Origin of the sequence: Vibrio jasicida 090810c (assembly GCF_002887615.1) — a bacterium.
Classification (GTDB): Bacteria; Pseudomonadota; Gammaproteobacteria; order Enterobacterales; family Vibrionaceae; genus Vibrio; species Vibrio jasicida.
Genome location: NZ_CP025793.1, coordinates 646,791 through 668,808 on the forward strand (window position 1 = coordinate 646,791; position 22,018 = coordinate 668,808).

The following is a 22,018-nucleotide window of genomic DNA, read 5'->3' on the forward strand; positions in this document are numbered from 1 at the left end:
GATTACGCTTCCTTCAATTCAGCATCAGTTTGCGCTGTTGGTGATTTTTCTTTATATGCCAAGCGATACAGTGCAGGCATGATGAACAGTGACAAAACGGTTGCGGCTGCCAGACCGCCGATGATGGTGGCTGCCATTTGGTCGAACAAGAGATCCGATAGCAGCGGGATCATGCCGAGTGCGGTTGTTAGTGCACCCATCGAAATCGCCATGGTGCGGTTAACGGTGGCTTCTTTGATGGCGTCCGACAATGGGCGGCCGTTCGCACGTTCCAACTCAATTTGGTCCATCAACACAATGCCGTTTTTAATGATCATGCCCGTCAGGGTGATGGCACCAATCAACGCCATAAAGCCGAATGGTTTGTCAAAACCAAGCAGAGCAAAGGTGGCACCGGTAGCCGCCAAAGGCAGTGTGGCTAGAATGATGATCGGTTGCTTAAAGCCGTTAAACATTGCGACCAGAATGATCACCATGATCAGCATGGCTTTTGGTAGCTGTTTAAAGATGTCAGTAACCGCTTTGTGTTCATCGTAGTATTCGCCGCCCCATTCCAAGCTGTAGCCGTCTGGCAGAGGAATCGCTTCGATTTGATCTTTAACCGCGTTGCGTACTCTTGCTGGTGTGGTTGAACGCTCAACACCTGCTTGTGCTGTGATGGTTTTGATGCGATTGCGACGCCAGATCATGCTTTCTTCTGGTACTAGCTCAAAGCCATCGACCACTTGGCCGAGAGGCACACTATGCGTGCCAAGTAGCGAACGCACGGGCAATGTTTCTAGTGACGCCATGTTTTGAGACGTGCCACGCAGCTGAATTGGAATCAACTCGTCATTAAGGTTCATCTGACCCAATGGCATGCCATCAGAAGCGCGTTTCAGAGCAAAGGCGATGTCCGCACGGTTGATGCCAGCTTGGCGCATCTTGTCTTGATTGATGATGGGTTTCAGCACCTTGCTTTCTTGACGCCAGTCATCACGAACGTATTTGGCATCGGGATGCGTGGCAAAAATGGCTTTTGCTTGATCCGCCAGTTGGTGCAACGCCGCTTCATCAGTGCCAGAGAAGCGCGCTTCTACTGCGTACTTGTCTGAGGTCGCCAGTTTTAGTGCTCTAAAGCGAGGTTCTGCGTCTGGGAACGTGTTTTGCAACCACTTGTCACCACGTTCAACAAGTTGGCTGATGCTTTCGTAATCCTTGGTGTTAATCAATATCTGCCCGTATGCCGGATCAAGCGGTTCTGGTTCTACGGTCACCGAGAAGCGCGGCGCACTTGCGCCCATGTAGCTAGAGATGCTTTCTACTTCTGGCTGCTTGAGTAGCCACTGCTCGACTTTGCGCATGTCTGCTGAGGTTTGCTCGATCTTGGCGCCATTCGGTAGCCAGTAATCAAGGAACACGATAGGGCGATCCGATTGCGGGATAAAGTTCACCGCTACGTAAGGTACGGCCACTGCAGTCACCAAAAGCAGAGGAATCAATGCTGTCAGTGCTTTCATTGGGTTATCAACCGTCCAAAACACCAACTGCTTGTAGCGGCTTGGCTTTGCGTCTTCATCGACAGGTGTTGCTTTGATCAACATCCAACACATCAGTACGGTGAAGGTCATCGCGACCAACCAAGACAGAAGAAGCGAAGACGCGACGATGTAGAACACTGAACCCGCAAACTCGGCTGAATCGGTTTTGGAGAATAGAACTGGACTTGCACCCATTATGGCAATTACCGTCGCGCCAAGAAGAGGGACTGCGGTTTCCTTGACCGAATCAATAGCAGCACGTGTGCGCTCGATGCCTTTGCTCAGTTTTACGATCATCATGTCAGTGATCACGATGGCGTTGTCTACCAACATACCTAGAGCAAGGATGAAGGTACCTAACGAGACTCGATGCAAATCAATACCTGCAATATTCATGTAGATCAGCGTGAGCAGGATAGTCAGCAATAAGCTCGAGCCCACAATTGTCGCGCTCTTAAAGCCCATGAAGACCAACAGCACCACAAACACAATGCCGACACTTTCAAGCAGGTTACCGACGAAGTCATCAATCGCTTTTTGCACTTCTTCAGGTTGGTAAGCCACAGTAGAAATATCAACGCCAAGCGGCAGTGTTTGTTGGTAGTTTTGGATGATGTCGCGAATCGTGTCGCCGAGTGAGACCACATTAATGCCTTCAACAGGGCTGACCGCTAGCGTCACCGCAGGCTCACCATTAAATCGGCTTTCTGTTAGTGCTGGTGTTTGGTAGCCCATGGATACATCGGCGATGTCCCCTAAGCGAATCAAGCCTGTACCTAGTTCACTCACGCCGCCTTTGATGACCAAGTTACGGATATCATCTAATGATTGAAATTCACTGGTTTGAGTGATGCGAATGCGCTCGGTGCCAGCATCGAACTTGCCTGCTTCAAAAGTCATGTTCTGTGTGCTGAGTTGGTTCCACACCTGCGCGACAGACAAGCCATATTGAGCCAAACGTTCGTCAGGCATATCAATGTAAACCACTCGCGGTTGCACGCCGTGTAGCTCAATCTTCTTAATGCCTTTTACGGCTTTGATTTGGCGTTGCAACTCTTCTGCATAGCGGCGTAACTCTTCTGGTGCGGCGTCTTGGCTATGGATAGAGAAAAGCATGCCATACACTTCAGAGAACTCATCCTGAACAATGCTGATTTGCGCTGTAGATGGCAGTTGCAGTTTTACGTCGTCGACTTTGCGGCGCAGTAAGTCCCATTGCTGCGGAAGTGCTTTGGAATTGAGGCTCTCTTTCAAGTCGACAAATACCATTGACATGCCCGGACGAGACAAAGAACGTAGGCGATTCAACTCGGCCATTTCTTGCAGCTTGGTCTCAATGGTATCGGTGACTTGTTGTTCTACTTCTTTCGCCGAGGCGCCCGGATACAAGGTGACAACGACGGCGGTTTTAACCGTGAAGCTAGGGTCTTCCAACTTGCCTAAATCGAAGTAAGAATACAGCCCTGCCACCACACTTAAGGCGATAAAGAACAACACGAAAGTGCGCTGTCTTATCGCGAATTCAGCTAAATTGATCATGATTTGAACCTATAGCGTTTTGATGGTTAAGTTCGGCGTGTTGTCGCCAGCTTGCAGATAATGGGTGCCGCTAATGACCACATAATCACCTTGGTGGAAAGCACCAGAAACACAGGCTTGATGAGAGTCGATGGATTGCAAACTCACTGGCTCGGTGTGCACGATAGCGTCACGAACGACATTGACGTGTAGCGATTTCTTTTCACCTAAAATCGCAGAATAGGGGAAGCAATGACTGGATTGATCTGGCTGAAATGAGGTTGTGACCGTAACGGCTTTGCCATTGAACAGTTCGCTAGAAATTGAATCGATAGCTAGAGTGACAGGGTAAGTTTGTTTGATGAGATGCTTTTTAGGCGCGATTTCAGCGACGTTCGCACGGTATGTTTGCTCTGAGCCATACCAAGACAGTGCCGCTGTTTGCCCAAGATTAAACTGACGAATCATGTTTTCAGGCACATCGATATCCACTTCCCATTGACCATCTTGTTGAAGAGTGGCGACGCTAACGCCCGGCAATGTCTGCTCGAATGCGTCGATTCGTATCTCGCCAATGCTGCCAGAAAATGGTGCACGCAGCGTGGTGTAAGCCAAGGCATCTTCCGCACGTTGGATATTCTTCTCTACCACTTTAACTGCAGACAAACTGCGCTCATAACCGCTGATAGCACGATCCAAATTCACACTGGCAATCGCGTCATCATCGGTGGCTTGCTTAACGCGTTTTAGTTCAGCCTTTGCCAGTTTATGCGCAGACTTCGCTTCCAGCATACGTGCTTGAAGTTCTTCCAAAGAAACTTGGTAATCGTGAGGATCAAGCGTAGCAATGACCTGTCCTTTCTCGACATGATCGCCTTTCTTCACCAAAACGCGGTCAACCGTGCCAGGAACGCGAAAAGAAAGGGAGGCGGTCTCTTTTGCTTGAACAATGCCACTAAACGATTTGTTCAATGCCGTATTTTCACCCGTGACTTCAACAACTTGAATTGGGCGAGGGGACTCTGGTTCGGTGAACGTGTTTTGGCTTTGATTACAGCCAAACAGTGCCAATGTCGCGGCACCTAATGCAGTAGTTTTGAATAGACGATTCATACGATGGCTCCATAATTTTGGTGCCATCATACAATTGTACAATGTTCAGATAATCACTCGGCAATGAGACTCACTGTCTCAAAAAACGAGACAATGTATTCAGCTAAACGAGTTTTGGGACTTCTTTAATGAGGTGGTCAATAAGTAGTCGGCTTGCCTGACTCAATGTCTTAGGCTGAGGGTAAAGCAACCATCCCGATTCTTCAGTGACAGAATATTGTGACAATAGCTGCACCAAACTGCCGGATTCCAATTCACGCTTCACCAGCAGTTTGGGCATAAAGGTGATGCCACGATCTAAAATCGTCGCGTTCTTAATAAAGCCAATGTTGTTGGAAATAAGCTTCGGATGCAGTTGTACACTTTGCTCTTGGAAGTGCCATACATTGTCCACCTCACCATTTGGCCAACGAAAACAGACACACTGGTGTTCCTTCAGTTGTTCTAGGTTCTCTGGCATGCCGTGTGTTTCAAGGTAATTGGGAGAAGCGACTAAACAACGGTCGAGTGTCAAAAGCTTACGGGCAACGATGTCGGAATCAAATAGGGCGCCACCATGAAAAGCGATGTCCAAGCCCTGTTGGAACATGTCACTAAAGCCATTGTTGATGTTGCGAATATCCAACTCAACATGAGGGTATTTATCGTGGAAGTTAAACAGAATTGGGCGAACCAGTTCGTCGGTTTCTGGCAGTAACCCGAGTTTGATGCGGCCGCGAACTTCATTGGTGTCGTTGCTGACTTGTTCGTTCGCCGAATCGAGCATCGTCAGCGCTTTTTGCAGGTTCTCGTAGTAGGCTTCGCCATTATTGGTTAGCGATAAACTGCGTGTGGTGCGATGGAATAACTGAGCGCCTAAGGATTGCTCTAATTCGCCAATTCGTCGACTCACATTCGCGCGCGGCAGATCCAATGCGTTTGCGGCGGCGGTAAAGCTTCCTAGCTCGACCACTTTAATGAAGAGTTTAAGATCGTCGATTTTCACACTGGCGCTCCATGCTTATTGAACACTGTACTAAACCGTGACACTCTAAAGCATCATCACGTTATGCACAAAATATAACGTGACTTTTGATAACCGATACTTTTTTGAAAAGAGAAATAGGGAATTAATGTGCTAAGAGTCATTCAACGTCGTCGAATCAAGAAGGTCATTAAGTTGCTTTCTGCCAGATTGATTAAGGGCTATGGAAGTCGCGAGTATTTCTCTATCGGACAAGTACAAAGCAGCACAAGCGAGTTGAGCAAGCGCCAACAACAGATCGCTTTGGCTCTGTATGCCGATCCTCAAGAACTGACCGCAGAAGTTAGAGCTGAGCTTAGTTCCTTCCGTGCTGATGTCTCGAATGACTTTTTTGATGGTGGAGATTACACCGCACAAGACGTGCTGAATCTACTTGGTTCGGGTGGTTGGAAAGGCGGTCGTATGGACGATGACATGTCGCACCGATTCGGAATGAATAGCCGATATTAAACAGGGTTGTATTAGGGAATGAATCACGATGAAGCAACTGGATCTCAACTTACTTCGCATCTTTCTGGTGTTACTTGAAACCAAGAACACGCGTATTGCGGGTGACCAATTAGCGTTGAGCCAACCTGCAGTCAGCAAAGCGTTGGGAAGGCTGCGTGATTACTTTGATGATGAGTTGTTTACTCGTGTTCACTCTGGCTTAAAGCCAACGCCTCGTGCACTTGAGTTGGGTGACAAGCTGCCGATGATCATGGAGAGTTTGGATGAGGTGATTCTTGACTCGCCAACGTTTGAGCCTACCGACTACCAAGGGAACATTACCATTGCGATTAATGGCTTTATCTCCAATTGGCTCGGTGCACGCTTGTGTCTCGCGGTGATTGAAGAGGCACCAAACGCACAAGTAAACATAGTGAATTGGGGCTCTCAAACACTCAAAAAGTTGCTCGATGGCGAAATTCAAGCGGCCATCAACTACTCGCCAATCGACACCAATAAGCAATTTACCCACCAAGTGATTGGTGAAGATGATTTTGTTGGGTTAGTGAAAATCAACCACCCGTTGGCAGGAAAGACCTTGTCTCAAGCTGAAATCAATCAAGCAGAATACGCCAGTTTGGTGGTGCCGGGTTGGAATGATACTCAGCCCTTTATTGCTAAGCACCTTTCAAGTGAAGTGTTGAAAGTAAAAGCGCGAAGCTCCTATTTGCATACCTTGCTCGATGTAGTTAAGCAGAGTGAGATCATCTTGCCTTGTTCTCGACAGCTTGCCCATTATCTGCGCGGTGAGTTTGGATATGTCTCTTTCCCTAATCACACCCCAGATGAACTTAAAAATATTGTGCTGGTGGAATCGCACAATAAGCGCATGCACCCGATGCATCAGTGGCTCAAACGAAAAATCATCACCACTTCTCAAACCATCATCCAAGAAAAACAATAAGCCTCTCCATCGAGAGGCTTGTTCTTAGAGGTGTGTTCTCAGAGGCTTGGTCTGAAGAGATTAAGCCTGTTCTGCGTTATTTTGCCGTCACGTTCGGGAAGTTGTGCATTTCCTCAATCGCTTTGGCTTTGTCACTTGGACGATAAGCGCGCAGCGCGAAATTCCAGCCCGCATCGTTCACTTCAATCACGTTATTCGCGGCACCACAAGTCTCGCCTTTCGGTGCGAAGTGAATGGTGTAAGAGCCATCTTTGTTTGGTACAGCGGAGGTTGAGTCTGCGCTGTTGTTATCCGTCATCAACCAGCCTTTGCCTGAATATGCGGTGATAGACCAGTAACCGCCTTTTTCATAGCTCAGTGACGGTTTATCGAAGGTGATGTCAGCACACTCAACTTTGCCAGTACCTGCTCGTGAAGAGTACACCGCGTACTCTGCTGGTAAGCCAGCCCAGCCCACAGCGGTACCAATCATAAATTGCTTGTTATCTGGTGTTGCAGTAATGCCAGTAGTGAAGGCTTCTTCAGTCTTAATCGTGTTGACTTGCTTCTCCCATTTCGCACGCACCGCGTCGCGAGAGGCGCTGTCCCAATCTTGTGCTGGCTTAAATGGTTTTGCGGATTTTGCATTAATCACGGCGGCATCTTGTAAGCGATGTGCTTCTTCCATGCCAGCCGTCGTAGCGGTACGCATTAAGATGTAAATGTAATCCGAGCCTGCAATTTTCGAATCAATGTAGATCTCGTCACCACCATAAATCGCCATGTGGTTGTCGTGATTGTTGTTGAAGAAATGCATGATTTGGTAAGCATCACCTTTCGCTAAACGGAAAGTGGCCCCTTTCGACACATCGACCACGGCTGTCGAGTAGAGTAAGTCGGTATTTGAGCGAATGATCATCTGATTATCAACGGTGACGCTGTCTCGGTTGTGGTCAAACACATTGATTGGTTGGCGCTCTAGTTGTTGAGTGAAGTACAGGTCAGTTTCTGCACGGGCGAAGTTTTCGTCGGTCACTTTAACGGCTGCCATGGTCTGCATAGAGGTGATGGCAATAAGAGTCGCTAAGATGGTCTTTTTCATGTCGCTTACCTTGAGGTCGTCATTAACAGATGACCTCACTTTATCGATATGCCTGTGATGAAAGAAATGAATTGATGTAATTCAGGTAATAACTAAATCGAATTGCAAGCTCGGATTGCCAACCGTCACACGCGATGCTGTTTTCGATATTGCAAAGGGGTGATGCCATTGGTGCGTTTGAACTGTCGGATAAAAGAATCGGCAGAAGCGTAGCAAAGCATGTCAGCAATGGTGCGGATTGGATATTCGCTGTTGGTGAGCAGCTTCTTACTCTCGGTGTCGCGAACTGAATTCACGATATCTCGGTAGGTGAGGTTATTTTTGTTCAACAAGTTCTGCAACGTTCTGGGGTGGATGCCGAGCATTTTGCTGACCAAGGTTTTGCTGATATCACTGAGAGGAAGCAATAGCAGAATAGAGTTGGTGGTGATTTCCAATAGCGTGTTGTGATGTTGAAGACCATGAGAGACTTTGCGTCGCATTTGATTGGTGATGGTCATCTCCAAATCGGGCTTTTCTGCGAGTAGGGCTTTGGGGAACTCAAAACCATCAAACTGACTACCCAATATCACCTTGCATCCAAAGAAGCGTTCAAGACGTTCTATTTGTGTTTGATGTTGTGCTCCTGATTCACCTTGGTAGCGCGCTTTAAAATGCACTTGATGCAACTTCAACCGTTCGCCCAATACCATCTTGAACGTTGTAATAATGCCTCCGATAGAAAGCAAAGCGTGTTGGCTTGTATCGACATTGGGTTCGAATAAGAACTGAGTAAAGTGGCGAGCAATGTCTTCACGAATATCAAGTTGATGGCGAGAAGCACGTTGCTGATAGCTGTATAGGCCAAATAAGACCGGATAGATGTTTGCGAGAGATTCCTGACTGGCAATCAGCAACATAGCGATGTCCAAAGACTGGTAGTCAATCAAGGTACTGAGCTCTAGGGCGAACAGCGGGTCTTTAGTCTCTTTGGCGGCCAAGTTCAGCAGTTCTGCAAATTGCTGGTGGCTAAGCTCTTGGTTTTCATCGTGTAAGGTTGAGATTTGAATATTGAGCTTTGAGGTTAAGGTTTGAGGCTCCACACCATATCGTCTGCACAATCTAGGAAAAGCAGAGAGGTATAACGCGCTCAATCGATATTCGTTTTTCACTCAAATATTCTCAAAATGTCAATTTTCAGTCTTGGCTTGTTTTTATACTGCGCCACATTGAGTTGGTCAAGAAATGGCTGATTTCAACCTCATCCTCCCGATACCGCCTGAAACGACGAGTAGAGAATAGACATGAAAAAAGTAACGAAAACCCTTATCTCTGGTTTGATATTTGCCGCTTTAACCAGCTGCGCAAACGCAGACAACAACATCAAGATTGAGAACATGCACACCCGCTCTGGTGATTTTGCTTTTGAAACCAGCGTGCTCAATGGCATTCCAACAGAAGAAAGCTCAAAGAAATTGTTTAATCTGATGGATTTTCAGCGCGCGACACAAGCTTACATTTGGTCTATTCCGCTGACGTCTAACTACGCGTGGAAGGCGGCGTATGAAAAAATGGGCTCAGAAGATGGCCAAATTACTTATGTGGCATCACATCAATCCAAATTGGGCGGCTTAACTTATAACACCTCAACGCCTTACGCGATTACATGGTTTAACGTAGAGAAAGAGCCCGTAGTGGTGAACATCCCGACCGATGAACTGCGTGGCGCGGTGCATACCATGTGGCAGATTGGCATTGCACAGATGACTAAACCAGGCACATACGTGATAAAAGCCAAGGGCAGCGAAACACCGAAGAACCTACCAAAAGATGCGGTGGTACTTGAATCGGATACCAACTATGTCTTCTTTGGTGTGCGTTTAATGGCGAAAACCGAGAAACAGCGCATGACGGACTTGGAGTCGATGTCTATCACGCATCTGGATGGCAAACCCCTTAGCGATCGAGGTGTTAACTTCCCGAAAAAAGGTCTCGATGCGAAACACCCACATGGTATGGAGTTTTGGCAAGTGCTCAACGAAGCCATTCAAACAGAACCTGTTGCAGAACGCGATCGCATGATGCATGACATGTTGCGTCCATTGGGTATTGAGAAGGGTAAACCTTTCGAGCCAAATGCCGAGCAAGTGAAGATAATGAAAGAAGCGGTAGTGCTTGGTGAGGCCATGACTAAGAATATCGACTTCAACAAAACGGGTCGTTTACATCAATCGGAATATGGGCCTGAAGGGAACCGTTGGGAAGTCGCAACAGCATCAACACCAAACCAAGATCGCGCTTATGGCATGGATCTCGATGGTCGCGCGGCATGGTTTTATGAAGCGGTGACGAACGACATTGCGATGCATGGTTTTGAAAATGGTGGCTGGGGTCAGATATACCTTGATAACTATCGTGACGGCGAAGGCTATGGCCTAAATGGTAGCAATCACTACACGCTGACATTAGATGGCGATGTGAACTACGCCGATTTGTTCTGGACCATTACGGTGTACAACGTGGAAAACCGCGCCATCATCGATAATGATATTCAACGTGCGGATGTCGGCTCAAACGTTCCGGGCACAGTGAAAGACGCAGACGGTAACTACACGTTCCACTTTTCACCAACCAAGCCAAAAGGTGTGAATGAAGCAAACTGGGTACAAACTCGACCAGATGAAAACTGGTTTGTGTATTTCCGCGCTTACTCACCAAGCAAGGCGTTTGTTGAGCAGAAACCAGAAACGATTCTGCCAAACTTTAAACACGTGAAATAACCCGAAAAGCCACCATGATGAAAATTGTCGTGGTGGCTTTTTAATTGTCCGAACATTCACCTGAGAGAGTCAGATTTCGTAATCAAACACGATGATGTCTTCAAGCAGTGGTCTAAATACCTCTTTCAATGCATCGTGCTCTGGGTGAGGTAGGTAGTTCTGACGACCTGCTTCATCAGCAAATGTCATCATCACGGCGTGTGTGTAGTCTTTACTCTTTCCTTCTGGGCTGTTGTTTAAGCCCCATTCAACGTCGGTTACACCTTCCACTTTCGTTGGCATGGCTTCGAATAGCTCTCGAAGTTGTTGGATTTTTTCGCTGGTGGCAGATGCTTTAAATTTGATGAGTAGAATGTGTCTGACCATGGTTTTGAGCTGTTGTTATATTTTGTTGTGTTTGAAGAACAACACTATAACGGGCATCCACTCTAAAGTTAGCTTTTGGCTTCACAAAATAGGGAATCAAAAACGCGAGCACTTTGGCTCGCGTTTTTGTTGGTCTAGCTAGGTCGGAGGTCGTAGGTCGTTAGATGGGAATCGTTAACCCTTGACGCTTGCAAGAGCAATCAACATCAAATTAATGCAAACATTCCACCTGTCGTGAATTAAATCTAGAGCTTTTCTGATTTCAACTCAAAACTTATCCTAAAAGAAGAGCGCCGAAGCGCTCTAGTTATTATTATTTTCGTCGTTGTTTCAATGCTTTGAAGTATGCATCCAGATCATTCACATCTTTCTCAAACTCACTCGCTCGAGGGCAATCAACTGCTAAACCTGTCGCGTTGTCATGACCACACATATAGGTACTGCACTTAGACATTGCAGCGTTAATTATATCGTTATCCTCAGAGGTTACGTCGTCGACAATCTCTTTTAAACTCTGAGTCTTAACCGCGCGGCCAAATCGCTCAACAACCTTTCTCAGTAGCCACTCTTCAACAAGACGTTCATAGGTTTCACGCATTAAACCATAGCCATGTTTAACGTACATTTCGTAACTGAAATCACCTGATGCTTCCATTTTTTTGAGTTTAGGTGCAAGGTTCTTTAATTCACCAACTCGAGCGCCTGTATTCTTGGCATCCCAAGGAGGCTCTTGGAGTGGATAACCAGCTATATCACCCAGTTTTCGGATAGAAATTATGTTCAATTCAGCTTGAGCTATTCCAGTGGACTCCTCCAACATCTTCAAGAAAGCCATATCGTGCGTAAACACGATAACCTGACGCGCCAAAGCTTCCTGAGCGATACGATCAGCGAACAAGCGACGCCAGTTGTGGTCGAGAGAGTTGATAGGGTCGTCGAAAATAATCGCTGATTTTCTGTCATCAACTGTTAACTCTGCCATAAAACCGGCGAGTGCTACGCATTTCTGTTCACCTTCGCTCGCGACATCAGAAATTCCGTTTGTTTTGCCAGTTAAGTTAAGTTTGAGCAACTGCTTACCTTGGGAACCTCTAGTTTTCGTGCCAACAGCGAAGTTCTGGAAGCCTAATTTTTTCAGTTCGCTGCTGAATGCCGCTTCAAGATTGCCAATCGCACCACTCTTTGCGATGTTAGTAACTTGACCTGTGACAGATGTTGTATGGCAAGACTTGCTCACGTTATCAAACAGAATGACCATCCCCTTGCGGTCGATCTCTTTAATGACGTTCTGCTTAATCGCCGTGAAGCTTTTGCGCTCTTCGAGCTCTGTAATCAAATCAATGAGTTGTTTAACCTGTTGAGTCAAGCCATCATCTGTCGCAACCGCAGCTTCGTTCTTTTTCCAAGATTCAATTTGACCGTTAATCCATTCAATCGGACTAAACTCAATTTCCAACTGAGTAAAATCAGGCTCCGTTTTGACTAAATTGGTGCAGAGGGTCTCCAGCTTGTTGTTGAGCTCAATGATCTTGTTGGCGTATTCAGGCTTATAGTCGCGGATCATGTTAAGAGACAATTCGTATGGTTGGAGGTCAAACCTAAGTAGTTTTAGATTTTGTATGTAAGCGTCGAATGAGCCTTTCGCTTTATCTGCTTCAACCTGAGTTCGGTCTTTTAGATAATCATTAAAAGACTTCAGTTTCTCTGCTGCCTCTTCAGAAATAGGCTGAAGGCAAGTAGGGCAGGGTTCCCCCGCAGCTGGTGGAAAGACATGCTTTGCATTATGTGTTTGCACGAAAATCCTGATGTGAGTCCACATCTCTTTCCACTCTGGTGAGCAAATGCCTTCGATTGCGTGTCCATCTACAGCCTGAGTGCGAGCGAGCTCAGCTGCATTTTGTTTAGTCTTGTAATCATCATAAGACTTCTTGATGGCATCAAAGTGTGTTTGATCTAGTTTCGCTTTAAGCTTGTTAAAGTGATCAAGTAAAGGCTGCATTGTCTTTCGCTGGTCGGCGTATGACTTGCGAATCTGCTCTGGCGTCTGAGTTTTTAGCTTAATCAACTCAGCTTGATGGACTTCGATGGATTGAATTTCTTCTTGCGTGAGGCAAAGAGCGTCAACACTTTCTGGTTTGGTTGTTGAAGATAAGGTCGAAAGAAATGCCGCCACTTTTCCACCAGACATATATGGAGGAATAGGGTGAGAAATATTGTAAGGCTGTTTATCTCTCTCATTTTCCTTTCGGACGTACTCACATGCTCGAATTAACTGCGAAAGGAGCTTAGTCCCTGCAGGTTTATATTCGATGGTGTCTTCACCAGAAATGTAGTGTGCTGCCGACGTATTGTCGAAGATGCGAATAGACTTCAAGTCTTCTCGCGCAGCGTTGCCTTTTGCCCACGTGATCTCGTGCAGATTTTCATCAATAATAATGGAAATTTCAGCTTCAGGATTGCCGGTAACATCAGAGTAGATATTCGACAAGATGTTTGGAGTTTCCCCGCGAGTTAGGCAAGCATTTTTCAGAATTTTCGAATAGCTCGACTTACCTGAACCGTTATCGCCGTAAACGGCTGTTAATCCGCTCGTGTTAAATTCAAGAAGAGCATCTGATACCAAAGCAGAGACGTGGTTAACTTTACCAACACTCTTTAAGGTTACAGCCTGTCCTTCTTCACCAAAACCTGTAAGGTCGAGCGGCGCAATGTAGCCTGGATAAGATTCGTTCTGCGCCTCTAGGCCATGTTCCATCTTTGCAACGGTGAAAAGGAGCTGTAAGTCATTCGTCCTTAATTCACCTTTCTCAGCAGCCAATCTGATTGCATGACGCCACCAAAGGTTCTTTTTTAACTTGTTAGCCCAGCTAACAACGCTTTCAATCGACATATTATCCTCCACACGCGTTGTGTAGCAACAACTTATACGCCTATTCAATTTGTAGTCAATTGATTGCACTTGATTCTGTGGCAATGCGACACATTGTGCTCGAGGAAAAAGTAAAACAGCCTCATGACAGAGGCTATTTCGTCAAACTAAAGCGGCTAGCTCTAACGTTAAAGATATCTGTTTGTTCTTGGTCGCACGTAAGAGGTAGCGTTTCAAACGTGACAAATTCGAAAGATCGCCATAACGCCTCCCACTTTTCGCTAAGCGATGTATTTGCTGAGTGGTAACCAGAAATAATGCAGCCAAACTTTAAACACGTGGAACAATTCCCAAAGTCTTTATGGCGAAAGTAACTATGATCGCTAATTTTTATCAATTGGCGATGCGTTTCACCAAGTAGAAGTGCTTTTTACCGCGCTGAAGCAACCAGTACTGATCGAACAGCGGGAAGCTCAAGCTTGGGTTTTCTGCGTCAACTTTCTCGCCGTTCACACTGATGGCGTTGTTGCCAATCAGTTCACGAGCAATACGCTTTGAGTTGGCTAAGCCTGATTCAACCAGAAGCTCGACCAAGTCTTGCTCAGCACTTTGCATGCTCGGTAAGCCATCGAGTTCCAACTGTTTTAGCTCGCTCAAACTTAGCTGCTGCACATTGCCACTAAATAGCGCTTGAGTGATTCGCTCCGCACTTGCTAAGCCTTCTTCACCGTGGACAAAACGCGTCATTTGCTCCGCTAAGATACGCTGTGCTTGTGGTTTGCCTTTGCTCTCTTTGTCTTGTGCTTCAATCGCAGTAATCTCATCGCAACTCAAGAAGGTGTAGTAGCGCAGGAAGTGGTAAACATCGGCATCTTCCGCGGATAACCAGAATTGGTAGAAAGCGTAAGGCGAGGTCTTACTTGGATCTAACCACACTGCGCCACCTTCGGTTTTACCAAATTTAGTGCCGTCAGATTTGGTGATCAAAGGTAAGGTTAGACCGAAGACCTGCTCACCATTTTGACGGCGAGTGAGGTCAATGCCGCTAACAATGTTGCCCCATTGGTCATTACCACCGATTTGTAGGCGGCAGCCGTACTGACGGTTTAATTCTGCGAAGTCGTAAGATTGCAGCAGTGCGTAACTGAACTCGGTAAATGAGATGCCTTGATCTGGACGTTGTAAACGTTGTTTAACAGACTCTCGGCTGATCATGGTATTTACGGAGAAATGCTTACCTACGTCGCGGAAGAAGTCGATCACGTTAATCTGCTTCACCCAATCCGCATTGTTTACCATGATCATTGGCTTGCTGACTTGGTTATTCATCAACTGTTGAATTTGATTCGACAGATCTTGTACCCAACCCGTTACGGTTTCTTCTGAGTTTAAGCTTCGCTCAGTGGCTTTAAAACTTGGGTCGCCGATCATACCCGTAGCTCCACCGATCAGGGCGATGGCTTGGTGTCCTGCATCTTGAAAACGTTTGAGCATAATCAGTGGCACAAGGTGGCCAATGTGCAAGCTACCTGCGGTTGGATCGAAACCGCAGTACAAGGTTTGTGGCTTAGATAGCAGTTGTTGAACTTGGTCTAAATCGCTCGCTTGGGCAATCAAACCGCGAGCTTGTAAATCTTCAATCAGTGTCATCGTCTTATCTTTATCTGGTTTGGTTGTATTCAGATTAAAAGGCGATGCGGAATCGAGATATATCCCTAAAGGGACGGTTTGTTATCTTGATAGAGTGATCAGGTGGTTGAGAAACAACTGAAAGAACTCGCTTAATGACGCGACATTTAGCTGCGCGTAGATGCGTTTACGGTGATTCTTAACTGTGCCTTCTGCAACATCTAGCTGCGTTGCAATCTCTTTGCTGTCAAAGCCTTGCGCGATCAATGCCGCGATTTCTTGTTCTCGTTTGGTGAGGACGGTTTGGCCAAAAGATGTCAGTGCGGATTCAATCGCGGCACGCATTTGTCCTGAATAAGCGTTAGAACTGAAGACTGGTTCGGCGAGTGTAAACTCGGTTTGTTTCCAGTGTTGTTGGCATAAAGACTGAATAATCGCGAAGTAAGATTTGAGCTTGGTGACTTGAGGTTTGGTGAAGCGTTTGTCGTCTTGCATAAAACCGAAGTAGAGCATCACCCAACGTGCCGGCTCGATTTCGATCAGCATGCTGAGCTCGTCCTTCCAGCCCGTTTGATGGTAAAACTGCTGACAGTAGGCTTGGTAATCGAGATCGTTACGCGCGACGTCTTTGCTTACCACATCTTTGAGCGTAAAGATGCCTTGCTCTTTGTTGGCGTTAAGCTTCTGGTAAAACGGGTCGTTTTGAAAAGAGGTGGTGAGGTAACGCTGAAACAAAAGCTCGCGCTCATTCTCAATTGAATCATACAGATAGATAGGGTGTTTGCCTTCGCGGTAGCCGAGGATCACCGCGCAATCAAAACTCAATAACGAAGCAATAACGCGCATCAGTTTAGGCGTAAAGCTTGGTGAATTAAGAGCAGATATTGTTTCTGCAAGTTGAGTGTTGAATGCGTCGTTAGGCATGGGAATTCGAGTGTGCGATAAAGGTTGAGATAAGCATAACGCAACAGACTGATATCCCAAAGTGATCAAAAAGGGGAGCGTTGTGCTCCCCATCAATAATTCATTGTAACCAAGCGATTACTGCGAATCGGTCAGCTCTTTGTTGACCCAGTATTTCGAGCCAGAAACGTTCGCATCAACCAACAAGCCTGTGGTGTTGAGCTGATACACTGCCACGCCGCTGTTGAATTGCGCAGTCATTTCTTCGCCATCCTCACCAGCGACTAAAGAGGCTTCACTCGATGCTTCCCAGCCTTCTTCGACAAAAGTGTTGAAATCTTTTTCATGTTCGAACAACACCACTTGTTGGTAGAACTTACCGCCAACACCAAGGGCAACACCCGCACCAAACATGTTCATGTAAGTGCGCTTATCCGTTGACTTGTTGACTGCAACACCAGAGCCGGAGTTAGTGTGGAACATCAGCGACAGTTTGCGTGAATCAAACACAGCATAGCCGTAAGCTTTATCGTAGAGATCTTTCGCTTCTGGTTTCTCATTGAAGAGTTTTAGTAAGGTGCTATCTGCCATTAAATCAATTGCTTGGCGCGCTTCTTCTGGCGTATCACCCTCCATCAATTCATCGATTTTCTTATCGGCATCATCGATCCACTTTTTACTGGTGTCAATGCTGGCATCAGTCCATTCACCCGCGGTGTTGATCGCATCTTCAGACCAGTTAGTGAAATCTTGCCAAGCTTGTTTTGAGAACGCCTTGGTGTCATCCCAAGTGTCTTTTGCAGTATCAGAGACGGCGTCACCAAGGTCTGAGAGACTGTTAGATATGTCGTCCCAATCTGCGTAAGCCGGAGAGGCGAGTAGCGTTAAAGCGGTAACAAGTGCAAGTGGCTTTTTCATAGGTCCATTCTTTTATGAAATCAGATTCTTTCATTCTAGGTGAAAAATCTCAGAGGGAAAATTAGCACGCCGTTTAGGTTGGGATTGTCGTCACGAACTCACAGAGCTTTGACATGATAGACAAAGAAAAAGCCCTCAAACCGAGGCTTGAGGGCTTTGCATTGCGAGTTGGAAAGGAGCGTATTACTTGCTCACTTTACCTAGCTTCAACCAAGTATCGATAACCGTATCTGGGTTCAATGACACAGAGCTGATGCCTTGTTCCATCAACCATTCCGCTAGGTCATCGTGGTCTGATGGGCCTTGGCCACAGATACCGACGTATTTGCCTGCTTTGGTTGCCGCATCAATGGCCATTTGCAGCATGGCTTTCACTGCTGGGTTGCGTTCATCGAATAGGTGAGCAACGTCGCCAGAGTCACGGTCAAGACCAAGCGTAAGCTGAGTCATGTCGTTTGAACCGATAGAGAAACCATCGAAGTACTTCAAGAACTCTTCAGCAAGTACGGCGTTTGACGGTAGCTCACACATCATGATGGCTTTCAAACCTTGGTCGCCGCGGCGTAGGTCGAACTTAGCCAGTAGGTCGATAACCGATGCCGCTTCGCTTGGTGTACGTACGAATGGGATCATGATTTCAACGTTCTTCAGACCCATCTCGTTACGAACGCGTTTGATTGCTTGAGTTTCTAGCTCGAAACAGTCTTCAAACACTGGAGAAATGTAGCGAGACGCACCACGGAAGCCCAGCATAGGGTTCTCTTCATGCGGTTCGTAACCTTTACCGCCCACCAAGTTGCTGTACTCGTTCGATTTGAAATCAGACATACGAACGATCACGCGTTTTGGCCAGAATGCAGACGCGATAGTCGCGATGCCTTCGGTTAGCTTGCTAACGTAGAAATCGATTGGATCTTTGTAGCCACGGATACGCTCAGTGATCTCTGCTTTTAGCTCATCACTCTGCGCATCGAAGTTCAGCAACGCTTTCGGGTGAATACCAATCATCTTGTTGATGATGAATTCAAGACGCGCAAGACCCACACCTTCGTTTGGAATTTGAGCGAAGTCGAATGCACGGTCTGGGTTACCCACGTTCATCATGACTTTGGTTGGAAGCAGCGGAAGCTCATCGACCGCAGAGCGTTTGATTTCGAAATCCAGCTCGCCTTGGTAAACGTAGCCCGTTTCACCTTCAGCACAAGACACTGTTACGGTCTCGCCGTCAGTCAGTTTGCTGGTTGCATCACCACAACCAACGATTGCAGGAATACCAAGCTCACGTGCGATGATCGCTGCGTGGCAAGTACGGCCACCACGGTTAGTGACAATCGCAGACGCCTTCTTCATCACCGGTTCCCAATCTGGGTCAGTCATGTCTGTCACCAGCACATCACCATCTTGGACCAATGACATTTGGTCTAAAGAGTCGACTAAGCGCACTGGGCCTTTACCGATACGTTGACCAATTGCACGGCCTTCAACCAACACATCTGCTTTGTTGCTTAGCTCGTAACGCTCAATCACGTTTTGCTCGCTTTGAGAGCATACTGTCTCTGGGCGTGCCTGTACGATGTAAAGTTTGCCGTCGATGCCATCTTTTGCCCACTCAATATCCATAGGACGTTTGTAGTGCTTTTCGATGATCATCGCTTGTTTTGCTAGCTCTTTGATCTCTTCATCATTCAGAGAGAAGGCGTTGCGCTCTTCTACTGACGTGTCGATGATCTCAACTTGCTTACCGATTTCTTGACGGTCTGAGTAGATCATTTTGATCTGCTTAGAGCCAAAGGTCTTCTTAACAATTGGGTGTTGACCCGCTTCTAGCATTGGTTTGTGAACGTAGAATTCATCAGGGTTAACCGCACCCTGAACCACCATTTCACCCAAGCCCCAAGAAGAGGTGATGAATACGACTTGGTCGAAGCCAGATTCCGTATCTAGGGTGAACATAACGCCAGAAGAGGCTTTGTCCGAGCGCACCATGCGTTGAATACCTGCCGATAGCGAAATGCCACGGTGGTTAAAGCCTTGGTGTACACGGTATGAAATTGCACGGTCATTGAACAAAGAAGCGTAAACGTGCTTGGTCGCTTCTAATACTGCATCAATGCCTTTTACGTTTAGGAACGTCTCTTGCTGACCAGCAAATGACGCGTCCGGTAGATCCTCTGCAGTTGCAGAAGAGCGAACGGCAACAGAAATCTCAGGATGATTGTCTGTCAGTTCTTTGTAGTTATCACGGATATCTTGTTCAAGATCCGCAGGGAATGGCGCTTCTAATACCCATTGACGGATTTTTGCACCTGTCTCACGCAGTGCTTCTACATCCTCAACGTCTAGTTCATCAAGTAGTTGGTGAATACGTTCATCCAAACCTTCGTGGTCTAGGAATTGATTAAACGCATAAGAGGTGGTCGCAAAACCGTTTGGTACTGATACGCCAACATTGGCTAGGTTAGAAACCATTTCGCCAAGTGAAGCATTCTTACCGCCGACTTTGTCGACATCATCCATGGATAGGCCATTGAACCAGAGGGTGTTCTTTTGCATGTCTTTCTCCAGAAACATTGCAGCAATTGTAGGGGGACTTAAAGGCAAACGATTACGTATTGGCTGAAAAAAATTCTCAAGGAATTTTCAAAGCTGTGGGGAACGTAATTGCAAGCCAAATTGATTTATTAATATTATGTAAACCATCCTACTCAAATGAATTTGAAAAAATAAACAAAAATGCAAATAAATAGCCAAAGTCGTGATGTATTCTATGTTTCTGACGGAACGGCCATAACATGTGAGACATTAGGGCATGTTGTTCTGGGTCAGTTTCCTTTCATTGCTAATGAAAAAACCTTTCCTTTTGTCGAAACGCCAGACAAAGTTGCCGATGTTATTAAAGAAATTGAAATTTCCTACCAGCGAGAAGGCGTTAAACCATTGGTATTCTTCTCAATTGTGGTACCAGAACTTCGTGAATTGCTTCGCAAAGCCCCTGCAAATTGTTATGACGTGTTAGAGAGCATTGTGCAGAAAGTAGGAGACGACATTCAAATGAAGCCACAACCAAAGCTGCAACGTTCACGCAGTGTTGGTAAAGATTCTGATACTTATTTCGACCGAATCGCTGCGATTGAATACACGCTTGCTCATGATGATGGCATCACTTTAAAAGGCTTAGAAGAGGCCGATATTATTTTGCTGGGTGTGTCGAGAAGTGGTAAAACGCCCACCAGTCTATACATGGCGATGCAATTTGGTATGCGCGTAGTGAATTACCCGTTTATCGCCGAAGACGTCAAGATGATGCGTTTATTACCGGAGTTTGAAATCCATCGTCATAAGCTGTTTGGTTTAACCATCAACCCTGAACGGTTGAATGAAATCCGCGAGAACCGCTTGTCAGGCAGCGAATACGCCAGCACTGAGCAATGTAAGTTGGAGCTTGATACAGTAGAAGCGCTGTTCAGAAGAGAAGCTATCCCTTACATCAACACGTCATCGCTGTCGGTGGAAGAAATCACCACGCGTATATTAGAAAGAGCAGGAATGAAACGTCGCCTATTTTAAGGACATTTCCGGATATTACTTGAGGACAGAACTTAACAAGGTGCCGATAGCCAATATCGGCACCTTGTTTTCTTATGGGTGTGTCTTTTTAAGGAGATCTTGCCTCAATTCATAGCGTTGATACTAAGTAAGCTGGGAGCCTTAACGGGTTTTGATCATTTGTGGTTTGCCTGCAATGAAAGCGATGCCAGTCCATACCAAGGAAATCGCAAATAGGAAAATCAAAGGCTCTTGCCAAGAATGAAAGGATTCATGCAAAAAGCCGAAAATCATCGGGCCGGTGGCGGCAAATAAATACCCGACGCATTGCGCCATACCGGACAGCGCAGCCGCTTGGTGTGCGTCGTGCGTGCGTAAGCCAACAAAAGACAGGCTAAGAATAAACCCGCCACCAAGACTAAACCCGATCGCAATGACCCACACCACAGCAAGCTGAGGCAATAGCATTAACCCGATAAGCCCCAATGCAGCACAAGCTGAAATCATGCTGCTTAAACCGCGTTTGTCTTTCATTCTGGCCATAAGAGGGATAAGAACCAAAGCAGGAACAGCAGTGGCAAGTTGAAGCTCCCCATGTAAGACGCCGGCTTCATTTTCTGAATAACCTTTTTCAAGCAATATGCTTGGTAACCAGCTTACGAAGATGTACATCATAAAAGAATTAAGCGCGAGGTAAGCCGTGACCTGCCATGCTGCGAGTGTGCGCCAAAGGTAATGATGGCCTTCCAATGTAGTGGTATCTGCCGTTGGTCGAGTATGTTGGTGTACTTGCGGTAGCCACAGCACAATCGCAAGAACTGGGAAAATCAAGACGCTAGCCAATGACAATCCCCAGTGTGGGATTTGGTCAATATGCCATTTGGTTGCCCAATCCATGATCGGATACGCTGCGCTTGCACTGAATGTTGATGCGACGCCCATCATCAAGACATACATAGAGGTGAGTGTCGTGACCTTATGAGGAAAATCTCTTTTCAGTAGGCTGGGTAAAAGTACATTCCCAAAAGCAATACCAATGCCAATCAACAGAGTGCCAAGGTAAAGCATAGTAACTGCCCCAAGTGAGCGTAGGATAATCCCGAAAGAGATAACCACGAGCGCAAACATCAATGCTGGTTCTAGCCCTACTTTACGCGCAACGCCTGACGAAACTGGAGAAAATACTGCAAAGGCGATCAAAGGCAAGGTTGTAATAAAGCCAGCGAAAGTGGGGGAAAGTCCTAAGTCTTTAGAGATGAAATCAAGAATGGGACCAACCCCGGTGATTGGTGCTCTTAGCGTGCTCGCGATAAGCATAATGCCAAGAATCAGGAGCAGAGGATGATTGAGCTTTACTTTATTTTTATGTGACATAATGT

Annotated in this window: 16 protein-coding genes; 4 read left to right on the forward strand and 12 right to left on the reverse strand. The window is 46.5% G+C overall.

The features are described 5' to 3' along the window. Nucleotides 1-2: 2 nt before the first annotated feature. The 3 genes from C1S73_RS20540 to C1S73_RS20550 all read right to left on the reverse strand — a co-directional run bounded on the left by C1S73_RS20540 (nt 3) and on the right by C1S73_RS20550 (nt 5,136). Nucleotides 3-3,059 carry an efflux RND transporter permease subunit gene (locus C1S73_RS20540; protein ID WP_038865023.1) on the reverse strand — a complete coding sequence of 1,019 codons (3,057 nt, stop codon included), beginning with the start codon at nt 3,057-3,059 and terminating at the stop codon, nt 3-5. Nucleotides 3,060-3,068: 9 nt separating this feature from the next. Continuing rightward, nucleotides 3,069-4,151, reverse strand: a complete 1,083-nt coding sequence (locus C1S73_RS20545; RefSeq protein WP_038865025.1) for an efflux RND transporter periplasmic adaptor subunit — start codon at nt 4,149-4,151, stop codon at nt 3,069-3,071. A 103-nt stretch (nt 4,152-4,254) separates the two neighbouring features. After that, nucleotides 4,255-5,136 (reverse strand): LysR family transcriptional regulator, encoded by an 882-nt coding sequence (locus C1S73_RS20550; protein ID WP_020196069.1) that lies wholly within the window; start codon nt 5,134-5,136, stop codon nt 4,255-4,257. A 129-nt stretch (nt 5,137-5,265) separates the two neighbouring features. On the opposite strand from C1S73_RS20550, the gene C1S73_RS20555 reads away from it, so the two are divergent. Beyond that, nucleotides 5,266-5,625, forward strand: a complete 360-nt coding sequence (locus C1S73_RS20555; protein ID WP_038865028.1) for a DUF6559 family protein — start codon at nt 5,266-5,268, stop codon at nt 5,623-5,625. 28 nt (nt 5,626-5,653) lie between these two features. Next, nucleotides 5,654-6,568 carry a LysR family transcriptional regulator gene (locus tag C1S73_RS20560; RefSeq protein ID WP_038865030.1) on the forward strand — a complete coding sequence of 305 codons (915 nt, stop codon included), beginning with the start codon at nt 5,654-5,656 and terminating at the stop codon, nt 6,566-6,568. Nucleotides 6,569-6,644: 76 nt separating this feature from the next. On the opposite strand, the gene C1S73_RS20565 is transcribed toward C1S73_RS20560, so the two are convergent. Continuing rightward, nucleotides 6,645-7,649: a DUF1214 domain-containing protein gene (locus C1S73_RS20565; RefSeq protein ID WP_050566668.1), complete on the reverse strand. Its 1,005-nt coding sequence runs from the start codon at nt 7,647-7,649 to the stop codon at nt 6,645-6,647. 125 nt (nt 7,650-7,774) lie between these two features. Further along, the gene (locus tag C1S73_RS20570) at nt 7,775-8,731 is read right to left on the reverse strand and encodes an AraC family transcriptional regulator (protein ID WP_244179737.1); all 957 of its coding nucleotides are present in this window, start codon (nt 8,729-8,731) and stop codon (nt 7,775-7,777) included. Nucleotides 8,732-8,932: 201 nt separating this feature from the next. Here C1S73_RS20570 and C1S73_RS20575 point away from each other — a divergent pair, with 201 nt between their 5' ends. Beyond that, complete coding sequence (locus tag C1S73_RS20575; RefSeq protein ID WP_038865035.1) at nt 8,933-10,408, forward strand: DUF1214 domain-containing protein; 1,476 nt, start codon at nt 8,933-8,935, stop codon at nt 10,406-10,408. A 69-nt stretch (nt 10,409-10,477) separates the two neighbouring features. On the opposite strand, the gene C1S73_RS20580 is transcribed toward C1S73_RS20575, so the two are convergent. From C1S73_RS20580 to ppsA, 6 genes are all read right to left on the reverse strand, one after another. After that, nucleotides 10,478-10,774 carry a Dabb family protein gene (locus tag C1S73_RS20580; RefSeq protein WP_038865037.1) on the reverse strand — a complete coding sequence of 99 codons (297 nt, stop codon included), beginning with the start codon at nt 10,772-10,774 and terminating at the stop codon, nt 10,478-10,480. Between the two features lie 313 nt (nt 10,775-11,087). Further along, complete coding sequence (locus C1S73_RS20585; RefSeq protein WP_038865039.1) at nt 11,088-13,664, reverse strand: AAA family ATPase; 2,577 nt, start codon at nt 13,662-13,664, stop codon at nt 11,088-11,090. Between the two features lie 372 nt (nt 13,665-14,036). Then, complete coding sequence (gene tyrS, locus C1S73_RS20590; protein WP_038865041.1) at nt 14,037-15,293, reverse strand: tyrosine--tRNA ligase; 1,257 nt, start codon at nt 15,291-15,293, stop codon at nt 14,037-14,039. An 81-nt stretch (nt 15,294-15,374) separates the two neighbouring features. After that, nucleotides 15,375-16,196 carry a LuxR family transcriptional regulator gene (locus C1S73_RS20595; protein ID WP_038865043.1) on the reverse strand — a complete coding sequence of 274 codons (822 nt, stop codon included), beginning with the start codon at nt 16,194-16,196 and terminating at the stop codon, nt 15,375-15,377. Nucleotides 16,197-16,313: 117 nt separating this feature from the next. After that, nucleotides 16,314-17,093, reverse strand: a complete 780-nt coding sequence (locus C1S73_RS20600) for a lipid-binding SYLF domain-containing protein (protein ID WP_038865045.1) — start codon at nt 17,091-17,093, stop codon at nt 16,314-16,316. 183 nt (nt 17,094-17,276) lie between these two features. Beyond that, nucleotides 17,277-19,646, reverse strand: coding sequence for a phosphoenolpyruvate synthase (gene ppsA, locus C1S73_RS20605; RefSeq protein WP_038865047.1), 2,370 nt, complete (start codon nt 19,644-19,646; stop codon nt 17,277-17,279). Nucleotides 19,647-19,826: 180 nt separating this feature from the next. Here ppsA and ppsR point away from each other — a divergent pair, with 180 nt between their 5' ends. Next, a complete protein-coding gene (ppsR, locus tag C1S73_RS20610; protein WP_038865048.1) occupies nt 19,827-20,660 on the forward strand; it encodes a posphoenolpyruvate synthetase regulatory kinase/phosphorylase PpsR in 834 nt (277 codons plus the stop codon). A gap of 141 nt (nt 20,661-20,801) precedes the next feature. Here ppsR and C1S73_RS20615 read toward each other — a convergent pair whose 3' ends face one another. Continuing rightward, nucleotides 20,802-22,013 (reverse strand): MFS transporter, encoded by a 1,212-nt coding sequence (locus C1S73_RS20615; RefSeq protein WP_038865050.1) that lies wholly within the window; start codon nt 22,011-22,013, stop codon nt 20,802-20,804. Nucleotides 22,014-22,018 lie beyond the last annotated feature (5 nt).